We start from the raw sequence: 10067 nt of genomic DNA on the forward strand, positions 1-10067 counted from the left end.
CTACCAGCCTTCGCTTCGCTCTCCATGGCTGTCAGCGGAAGTTCGCCCACCTGCTGAAACTGTTCGAAAAATACGGTGACAAATACGGCTTCGATGCACTGGCGCTGGCTGCCCAGGGATATCAGGAATCCGAACTTAATCAGCAGCGCAAAAGCCATCGCGGCGCGGTGGGGATCATGCAACTGCTGCCCAGCACGGCCGCGGACAAGAACGTGGGCATCAGGGACATCTCCACGGAAGAAAACAATATCCACGCAGGCGCCAAGTACATGGCCTTCCTGCGTGACCGTTATTTTTCAGACCCGGCCATCAAGCCCGATGACCGCATGGCATTTGCCTGGGCTGCCTACAATGCCGGGCCGGCGAAGGTCAGAAAGATGCGCGCCAAGGCAAAAGCCATGGGGCTGAACCCCAATGTCTGGTTCGGCAACGTGGAGATTGCAGCAGGCAAGATCGTCGGCAGGGAAACCGTGCGCTATGTCGCCAATATCTACAAGTACTATGCCGCCTACAAACTGCTGGTCGAGCTGCATCCGGACAAGAGCATTCTGTAGACCCTGACCATACATGATCCTGCTGGCCTCACAATCACCCCGACGCCGCGAACTGCTGAACCAGATCGGCATCGCTCACGAAGTCATTCCCGCAGACGTGGATGAAACGCCACTGGGAAACGAATCACCGCTGGCATATGTGCGGCGCATCACACTGGCCAAGGCCACCGCCGGTGCAGCGCGAAGCCCTGGCCAGCCCGTGCTGGCAGCGGATACCTGCGTGGTGGTGAACGATACCATCCTCGGCAAACCGGATGACAGAGAACACGCCATCCGGATGCTGCGGCAACTGTCAGGCACCACCCACGAGGTGCATACCGGCGTGGCCCTGTTTCACGACGGGCAGCAGCACTACCGGCTCAGCAGCAGCCATGTACGTTTCTGCCCTGTCAGCGAAGCACAGGCCCGGCGTTACTGGGCGACGGGAGAGCCCGCCGACAAGGCCGGCGCCTATGCCATACAGGGATACGGCGCACTGTTCATCGAACACATTTCCGGCAGCTACTCGGGCATCATGGGACTGCCCCTGTACGAAACCGGACAAATACTGGCGAATGCCGGCCTGCTGGCGGTGTAAGATAATGCCATGAGCGAAGAAATCCTGATCAACGTCACTCCCCCCGAAACGCGGGTTGCCCTCATCGAGAACGGTATCGTCCAGGAGGTGCTGATCGAACGCAGCTCCAACCGCGGGCTGGTGGGCAATATCTACAAGGGCAAGGTCTGCCGCGTGCTGCCCGGTATGCAGGCCGCTTTCGTCGAAGCCGGCCTGGCAAGGGCTGCTTTTCTCCATGCCGCAGACATCAGCAATACCAACGGCGACAAGTCCACGGACATCACCCAGCTGGTCCGTGAGGGCAGCTATGTGGTCGTGCAGGTGGTAAAGGACCCCCTGGGCTCCAAGGGTGCGCGGCTGACCACCAACATTTCCATTCCCTCACGCTATCTGGTGTTCATGCCCAACAGCACCACCACGGGCATTTCCCAGAAAATCGAGGATGACGAGGAACGCCAGCGTCTGAAAACCATACTCCACGAAGTATCGGAGGAATGTGGACTGAAAGGCGGCTTCATCGCCCGTACCGCAGCGGAAGGTATCGATGCCGAGGAACTGCGCACCGACATGCTGTTCCTGCAGCGCCTGTGGCAATCCATCCAGGAGAAAGCCAGCAATACCAACGCCATCAAGATCATTCACGAAGACCTGCCGCTGGCCCTGCGTGCATTGCGCGACCTGGCCGGTCCCGACGTGGAAAAGATCAGCATCGATTCGCGTTCCACCTGGGAAAAGGCGCTGAATTTCGCCGAAAAATTCAACAAGGACATTGCGGCACTGGTGAAATACTATCCCGGCGAGCGTCCCCTGTTCGATCTCTACAATGTGGAGGACGAGATCCATAAGGCCCTGGCCCGCAGGGTGGACCTGAAATCCGGTGGCCACCTGATCGTGGACCAGACCGAGGCCATGACCACCATCGACGTCAACACCGGCGGTTTCGTGGGTCATCACAACCTCGAGGAAACCATCTTCAAGACCAATCTGGAAGCAGCCCAGGCCATCTGCCGCCAGCTGCGGCTGCGCAACCTCGGCGGTATCATCATCATCGACTTCATCGACATGGCGGAGCAGGAACACAAACGCCAGGTGATGCGCGCGCTGGAACGCTGTCTTGCCCGTGATCACGCCCGCACCACCATCTGCGAGGTATCTTCACTGGGGCTGGTGGAAATGACCCGCAAGCGCACCCGCGAATCCCTGGAGCATGTGCTGTGCAACGACTGCCCCACCTGCAACGGCCGGGGCTACATCAAGACAGCGGAAACCACCTGCTACGAAATCTTCCGCGAAATCCTGCGCGAAGCCCGCCAGTTCGAGAGCCAGTCGCTGCTGGTGCTGGCATCGCCCGAAGTGGTGGACAGGCTGCTGGACGAGGAATCCCAGGATCTGGCGGAACTGGAACAGTTCATCGGCAAGCCCATCCGCCTCCAGGCCGAGACCCTCTACACACAGGAGCAATACGACGTGGTGCTGGTTTGATCCTTTGGGAGTTCTTCAAGCGCCTGATGGCGAGCATCACCGAGCTGCTGTACATCATCATCCTCGGTGCAGCGGCAAAAGTACTGGTCTTCGGCTTTGCCCTGTACGCCGAAAACAACAAGCAGACCATCCAGGAGTGGGCCAGCGCCATCGTCGGCGCGCAGGTGCATTTCAGCAAGATAGAAACCTACTGGGCGGGCGTCACCCCCCGCATCTGGGTGCGCCAGCTTTCCATTGGCGACGAGGAAAGACTGACCCTGGGTGATGTACTGGTGGGCATGAACCTGGGCGCGCTGCCCTGGTGGAAGGAAAACCTGCCCATCAACATCCATCTCAAGGGCACCGAAGTACAGATACTCCGGGACAAGGCAGGCAAGACCCGCATCCTGGGCATGCTCAAGCCCACGGGCGCCAACCTGCCCACCTACATCTTTCTCGAAGACGCCACCATCGATGTGCGCGACGAAAAGCGCGGCGCCCATATTCACCAGCAGCATCTGGCCATCAAACTTTTCACGCGGGGCGATCACAGCAGCCTGAGCATCAGCTCCAGGGAGCAGGGCTTTCAGGTACGTGCGGAAATCGACGGCTCCATCAACGGGGGTGACTGGTCCGGTACTTTCTGGTCCCGGGGAGAGGGGCTCAAGACCGAGCAGCTGCTGCAGGCCTATCTTCCGCAAGGTTATCTGCTGAGCGATCTTCAGCTGAATTTTCAGGCCTGGAGCTACTGGCAGCAGGGACAGCATCTCACGACCAGGGGGCAGCTCGACCTGGACAAAGTGAGCCTTTATACACCGGACAAGCAGGTGCTGGTACTGGACAGCCTGCAGGGTGACCTGCTGTACGAGAAGCACGACCAGGACTGGAAACTACAGTTAAAGGACTTCCAGCTGAGCGTCAATGGCTACCCCTGGCGCGACACTGGCATGGCGGCGCTGATGCAGCAGGAGAAACTGCTGCTGGGCATCTCCCGGATCGACCTGGAGGGCGCAGCCAGGCTGCTGCCCCTGCTCCCCCGCGACAAACCCCTGAGAAACCACCTCGAAGCCATTGCTCCGAAAGGGCTGCTGTCTGACATCCGCATCAACCTGGATCTGGGTGAACCGGAGATACTTCCGGTTTTTCGTGCAAACTTTGCACATCTGTCCTTTCTGCCCTGGGAAAAGCTTCCCGGCGTAAACAATTTCAGTGGCACGTTCATGGCCCAGAAGGATCTGGCGCACCTGATACTGGATACCAGGGATGCACAGGTGCTGTTCAAGACGCTGTTCCGCCAGCCACTTCCTCTAAAGCGGCTTGTGGGGGATATTTTCTGGCAGGGTCGGGATACAGAAAACTGGACGCTGTACACCGACCACCTGCTGGCAGACTCACCCGACCTGCAGACTGTCAGCCGTCTGCGGGTGGACAAGGCACCGAACAGACCAGCGGTCATGGATGTACAGACAGATTTCCGCAACGGCAGGGGTGAACATGCCGGGCTGTACTATCCGGCAGGCATCATGAGCGACAAGCTCGTGGGCTGGCTGGATGCCGCCATCGTTTCCGGTCGTGTGCCTCAGGGCAGTTTCCTGTTTCACGGTCCGCTGGCCAGGGGGCATTTCCCTTTCCACAAGACCCATGACGGCCACTTTGAAGTGCTGTTCGATGTGGAAGATCTGAAGCTGGCCTACCAGGCCGACTGGCCGCCCCTGGAGGGCACCCGGGCAAAGGTACGCTTTCACAACAATGACCTGACTATAGAGGCAGACAAGGCGCGTATTTACAACACCCAGGTTCGCCGCGCTACGGCTGGCATTGCTTCTCTCAAGCCGCTCAAGCCCCTGGTGGTCAAGGGCAGAACGAAAGGCCCGCTCAGGGATTTTCTGCGACTCCTGCGTGATACACCACTGAAAACCAGTCTCGCCAAACGGGTGGCTGGACTGGCGGTCGCAGGCAGGGCCGATGCCCGTATCCAGCTCAACCTCCCCCTGCCTCCCCGCAGGAAAACACCGCCCACTTTCCGGGTGGCTCTGGACTTCGGGCGAGGCGCCTCCCTGACACTGCTGGAGCAGAAGCTGCAGCTGGACGATCTGCGCGGCAAACTGCTGGTATCCGAGCGTGGCCTGGTGGCCGAAGATATTCGCGCCAGGGCATTGGGAGCGGAAATCACCGTTTCGGTGAACCCCGTCAAAAACAAAACCGTGGTGGAAGCACAGGGCAAGGTTTCCGGCCACGGGCTGGTTAAACAGTATCCGCAGCTCGCCCCCATGAATCCCGAAGGTGCCGCAGACATCAGCCTCAAGCTGGACATCCCTGGCCTGGCCGCCCCACCGGACGCTCCCACCATACTGCACATACGGTCAGACCTGCGGGGCATGGCGCTGCACCTGCCGCCTCCCGTAGACAAGAAGGCAGCCACACCCATTCCCCTGCGGCTGGATATGCTGCTGGGCAGCGACAACACGTTGAACACCCTGAAATACGGCAACATCCTCGGGGTGACCTACAAGCAGGAAAAAGCACACAAACCGGAATTACTCGTGAAAATCACCTCCCTGGCGGTGAAAAGCTGGATAAAGCACTTCAGCGATAACAGCCATGAGCACGGCCTGTCCTCGGTACAGCCGGGTCACATCCGCGTGGAAACCGACAGACTGGATGCCGATATCCTCGAAGCATCTGCTTTCATGCTGGATCTCAGACAGAGCAACGGGCTGTGGAAAGGAACGGTGGAAGCCGACAATATCGCCGGCCACATCGAATTTTCCCAGAACCGCCCTGATCGCCCCTTCGTCCTGGAACTGGAAAAGCTGTACCTGCAGACCCGTGACAAAGACCAGCCGGACAGCAAGACTGCCTCTACGGAAAAACTGCTGCCTGCCGATTTTCCCACCATAAGGCTTACCAGCAGGAAGCTGCGCCTGAACAAGGCGAACCTGGGCAAGCTGGAATTCATAACCCGCAAGGATGGAGCAAACCAGGTCATCGAAAAACTGGATGCCCACGGCAAGCTGGCCGACATTTCCATTCACGGCAGCTGGGAATACAGCGGCGGCGGCACGACCTGGATGAAAGGCATTATCACCACGGACAACATGGGAAAACTGCTGCGAAAAGCCCTGAAAATGGATTTTCTTTCCGGCAGCAAAACCTATCTCAGTTTCGACCTCAACTGGCCGGGGGCGCCCTTCCAGCCCAACATCCCACAAATGCAGGGTGAGGCCCAGCTGGACATGGCGGCGGGCCGCTTCCTGAATTTCAAACCCGGCCTGGCGCGGGTGCTGGGGCTGGTCAACTTCGATTCCCTGTACCGGCGCCTGAAGCTGGATTTCAAGGATGTCTATCAGAAGGGCATGGCCTTCGACACCATCATGGGCAACTTCCAGTTTGATGCCGGGCAGATGTATACCAACAACCTGGAAATTCTCGGACCTTCGGCCACCATACTCATTGCCGGCAGTATCGATCTGGTCAATGAAACCTACGACCAGATCCTGTCTGTTTCGCCCCGGCTGGATGCCACTTTGCCCGTAGCCAGCGCCATTGCGGGGGGGCCCGCGGCCGGCCTGGTGGTATTGCTGGCGCAACAGGCATTTGCGAAAAAGCTGCAGAAGATCCAGCGCATCACCTATAACGTCAGCGGCACCTGGGATGATCCCAAACTCACCAGGCACTCGAGCAAGGGAGAGGAAAAAATCGATTCATCCGTACTGAACCCGTGATTTCAGCGGACATGGGAAGCGATGCGGCATTCCGCGCCTCGTGTTATTCTTCTTCCAAATCAGTCACAAACAAATCCAAGCCCATACATAATGACAGATAACCTATTCAAAGCCGCCTGCATCCAACTCGCTTCCGGCTCCAACGTCAATGCCAACCTGCTCGAAGCACAGCGGCTGATGGAACATGCTGCCCGCGAAGGCGCGCGCCTGATCGTACTGCCCGAGAACTTTGCCTACATGGGCGCCAGCTGCCAGGACATGCTGCGCATCAGAGAAGAAGACAACGACGGACCGATACAGCATTTCCTGTCCCAGATCTCGCAAAAACTGGGGGTCTGGCTGGTGGGAGGCACCCTGCCCATCGCCAGTCAGACCAGTGACAAGCTACGCGCCGCCTGCCTGCTGTACAACGACCAGGGACAGCGGGTCGCCCGCTACGACAAGATGCACCTGTTCGATGTCAACCTGGTGGAAACCGACGAGCAATACGTGGAATCGGAAACCATCGAACCCGGCGATGAACTCTGCGTGGTGGACACGCCGTTCGGCAAGCTCGGTCTTTCCGTCTGTTACGACCTGCGCTTCCCGGAAATGTACCGTGCGCTGCTGGACCAGGGCATGGAACTGATCGCCCTGCCCGCGGCCTTCACCGCCATGACCGGCGCCGCCCACTGGGACGCCCTGCTGCGTGCCCGCGCCATCGAAAATCTCTGCTTCGTGCTCGCCGCTGCCCAGGGCGGCTTCCACATCAGCGGCCGCAAGACCTGGGGCCACAGCATGATCGTGGACCCCTGGAGCAACAAGCTGGCGGAACAGACCAGCGGCAACGGTCCTGTCATCGCGGAAATCAACCGGGACTTTCTGCAGGCCACCCGGCGCAATTTTCCCAGCCTGCAGCACCGCCGTTTTCACTGTACATAACCGAGCAAACCATCACCATGAGCAACACCCTCGACCTGGCCCGGGAGACCCTGCTGTCTCCCGCTGGCATCGACGATCACCATCTTCAACGCATCATGAACCAGCTCATGAGCAGCCGGCTGGATGCCGCAGACCTGTATTTCCAGTACAGCCGCCAGGAGTCCTGGGTTCTCGATGACGGCATCATCAAGGAAGGCAATTTCAACCTGGAGCAGGGCGCCGGGCTGCGCGCCATCAGCGGTGAGAAAACCGGCTTCGCCTACACCGAAGACCTGCACCTGGAAAACCTGCTGGAAGCCGCTTCCTGCGCCCACGCCATCACCCATGCGGGCCAGAGCGGCCGTATCGCCATAACCGGCGCCAGGGCAGTTCAGCCACTCTATCCGGCCCTGAATCCCCTGGAAAGCCTGCCCGACGAACGCAAGATCGATCTGCTGAAGCAGCTGGACGCTGCCGCCAGAGCCGCGGATCCCCGGGTGAAACAGGTCACCGTCAACCTGGTTGCTAACCACGATACCATTCTGGTCATGGACAACCAGGGGCATCTCGCCGCCGACATGCGTCCCCTGATCCTGTGCTATGTGAACGTCATCGTCGAAGAGAATGGACGCCGTGAGCAGGCAGGAACCGGCGGGGGCTGCCGTGGCCCCCTGACCTGGCTGCTGGAGGAAGACCGCGCCCTGGGCTATGCCCGGGAGGCGGTTCGCCAGGCTCTGGTGAATCTGGAAGCCATCAATACCCCTGCAGGCGCCATGACCGTGGTGCTGGGACCGGGATGGCCAGGCATACTGCTGCACGAGGCCGTGGGCCATGGCCTGGAAGGCGATTTCAACCGCAAGGGGCTGTCGGCCTTCTCCGGGCGTATCGGCGAAAAGGTCGCCTCGCCCCTGTGCACCGTGGTGGACGATGGCACCCTACCGGGCCGCCGCGGTTCCCTCACCGTGGACGATGAAGGCACCCCCGCCAGCAATACCGTACTCATCGAGAACGGCATTCTCAAAGGCTATATGCAGGACAAGCTGAACGCCCGCCTCATGGGCATGGAGCCCACGGGCAACGGGCGGCGCGAATCCTACGCCTACCTGCCTCTGCCGCGCATGACCAACACCTACATGCTCCCCGGCGAGCACGAGCCGGAAGAAATCATCCGTTCCGTAAAGAAAGGCCTGTACGCCGTGAACTTCGCGGGCGGTCAGGTGGACATCACCTCGGGCAAGTTCGTGTTCTCCCTGAGCGAGGCCTATCTCATCGAAGACGGAAAGATCACTGCGCCGGTGAAAGGCGCCACCCTCATCGGCAATGGCGCCGAGGTGCTCACCCGGGTGAGCATGCTGGGCAACGATCTGGCCCTGGATCAGGGCGTCGGCGTTTGCGGCAAAGACGGACAGAGCGTTCCTGTGGGCGTGGGCCAGCCCACCATGAAAGTCGATGAAATCACCGTGGGAGGTACAGCAGTATGAGCAGCATAGAACAGCTCGAATCCATGGTCGCTGATCTTCTCGCCGAGGCAAAGAAGCTGGGCGCTAGCGCGGCGGACGCCGCCGTATCCAGCAGCGCCGGCCTGTCCGTCACCGTGCGCCTGGGCGAAGTGGAAACCATCGAACATACCCGCGATCAGGGCCTGAGCATCAGCGTGTATTTCGGCAAACGCAAGGGGTCGGCGAACACCACGGACCTCAAGCCCGCTGCCCTGCGAGAAGCCGTGAGCAAGGCCTGCACCATCGCCCGTTACACTTCCGAAGACGCGTGCGCCGGCCTGGCCGACCCGGAGCTGCTGGCCCGGGACTATCCGGAACTGGATCTGCATCATCCCTGGGATATCGACACGGACCAGGCCCATGACCTGGCCCTGGAAGCCGAACAGGCTGCCCGCGATTACGACGAACGTATCAGCAATTCCGAAGGCGCCACCCTGAATACGCAGAGCGGCAGTTTCATTTACGGCAACAGCAACGGTTTCGTGGGCGGCTATCCCACCAGCTGCCATACCCTCAGCTGCGTGGTGCTGGCCCAGGATGGCGACTGTATGCAGCGGGACTACAGGTATGACAGCCGACGGGACTGGCGCGAACTGCTGTCTCCCGAAGCTATCGGCAGGAAGGCTGCCGCCAATGCCGTGGCCAAGCTCAATGGCCGCAAGCTGGGCACCCGCCAGGCGCCGGTGATCTTCCGCGCCGACATTGCATCCCACCTGCTGCGCAGCCTCACCGGCGCCCTGCGCGGCCATGCCCAGTACCGCCAGTCCAGCTTCCTGCTGGACAGCCTGGGACAGCAAATCTTTCCCGACTGGGTGAAAGTCACGGAAGATCCCCATATTCCCAGGGGTCTGTCCAGCGCTCCCTTCGACAACGAAGGCGTGGCCACCAACCCCAAGGCCATCATCGACCAGGGCGTCATCCAGACCTACCTCCTGGACAGCTATTCCGCCTGCAAGCTGGGACTGCAGACCACTGGCAATGCCGGCGGGGTACGCAACCTAGCCATCACCACCGGCGACCTGAGTCTGGAACAGATGCTCCGGGAAATGGGCAGCGGCCTGCTGGTCACCGAACTCATGGGCCAGGGCGTGAATGCCGTCACCGGCGACTACTCCCGGGGCGCGGCGGGCTTCTGGGTGGAAAACGGTGAGATCCAGTATCCGGTGGAAGAAATCACCATCGCCGGCAACCTGAAAGACATGTACCGCCAGTTGCTCGCCGTGGGCAACGACACCGACATTCCCGGCAGCGTGCATACCGGCTCCTGGTGGGTGGAACAGATGACCGTCGCAGGGGAATGAAACCGGTTCAAAGAAAAATTGCTCCAGATCATTGAAAGCAGCCACCACGAAGGACTATGCTAACTTTTATG

The 10067-nt window shown here is 60.1% G+C and carries 7 protein-coding genes; all 7 read left to right on the forward strand.

The window, feature by feature from the left end; all coding sequences use genetic code 11:
• Positions 1-554: transglycosylase SLT domain-containing protein (locus tag ACOCD2_RS06400; RefSeq protein ID WP_293679742.1), on the forward strand; the 554-nt coding region annotated here is incomplete at its 5' end.
• A 13-nt stretch (positions 555-567) separates the two neighbouring features.
• Positions 568-1131 (forward strand): Maf family protein, encoded by a 564-nt coding sequence (locus ACOCD2_RS06405; RefSeq protein ID WP_293645939.1) that lies wholly within the window; start codon positions 568-570, stop codon positions 1129-1131.
• 9 nt (positions 1132-1140) lie between these two features.
• Positions 1141-2592, forward strand: a complete 1452-nt coding sequence (gene rng, locus ACOCD2_RS06410) for a ribonuclease G (protein WP_293645941.1) — start codon at positions 1141-1143, stop codon at positions 2590-2592.
• Positions 2589-6296, forward strand: a complete 3708-nt coding sequence (locus tag ACOCD2_RS06415; protein WP_293645943.1) for a YhdP family protein — start codon at positions 2589-2591, stop codon at positions 6294-6296. The genes rng and ACOCD2_RS06415 overlap by 4 nt, the downstream gene beginning before the upstream one ends.
• A 90-nt stretch (positions 6297-6386) precedes the next feature.
• The gene (locus ACOCD2_RS06420; RefSeq protein ID WP_293645945.1) at positions 6387-7217 is read left to right on the forward strand and encodes a carbon-nitrogen hydrolase family protein; all 831 of its coding nucleotides are present in this window, start codon (positions 6387-6389) and stop codon (positions 7215-7217) included.
• A 17-nt stretch (positions 7218-7234) separates the two neighbouring features.
• Entirely contained in the window at positions 7235-8677 is a 1443-nt protein-coding gene (gene tldD, locus ACOCD2_RS06425) for a metalloprotease TldD (protein ID WP_293645947.1), read from the forward strand.
• Positions 8674-9996: a metalloprotease PmbA gene (gene pmbA / locus ACOCD2_RS06430; RefSeq protein ID WP_293645949.1), complete on the forward strand. Its 1323-nt coding sequence runs from the start codon at positions 8674-8676 to the stop codon at positions 9994-9996. Before tldD ends, pmbA begins: the two co-directional genes overlap by 4 nt.
• Positions 9997-10067: the final 71 nt, after the last annotated feature.

Origin of the sequence: Thiolapillus sp., from assembly GCF_048562965.1 — a bacterium.
In the GTDB taxonomy this organism is placed as follows: Bacteria; Pseudomonadota; Gammaproteobacteria; order Chromatiales; family Chromatiaceae; genus Thiolapillus; species Thiolapillus brandeum_A.

What these genes read in the sequence shown, in the direction of transcription:
- tldD (WP_293645947.1), top strand. Translation starts at nt 7,235, where the DNA reads ATGAGCAACACCCTCGACCTGGCCCGGGAGACCCTGCTGTCTCCCGCT.
- ACOCD2_RS06405 (WP_293645939.1), top strand. Translation starts at nt 568, where the DNA reads ATGATCCTGCTGGCCTCACAATCACCCCGACGCCGCGAACTGCTGAAC.
- rng (WP_293645941.1), top strand. Translation starts at nt 1,141, where the DNA reads ATGAGCGAAGAAATCCTGATCAACGTCACTCCCCCCGAAACGCGGGTT.
- pmbA (WP_293645949.1), top strand. Translation starts at nt 8,674, where the DNA reads ATGAGCAGCATAGAACAGCTCGAATCCATGGTCGCTGATCTTCTCGCC.
- ACOCD2_RS06420 (WP_293645945.1), top strand. Translation starts at nt 6,387, where the DNA reads ATGACAGATAACCTATTCAAAGCCGCCTGCATCCAACTCGCTTCCGGC.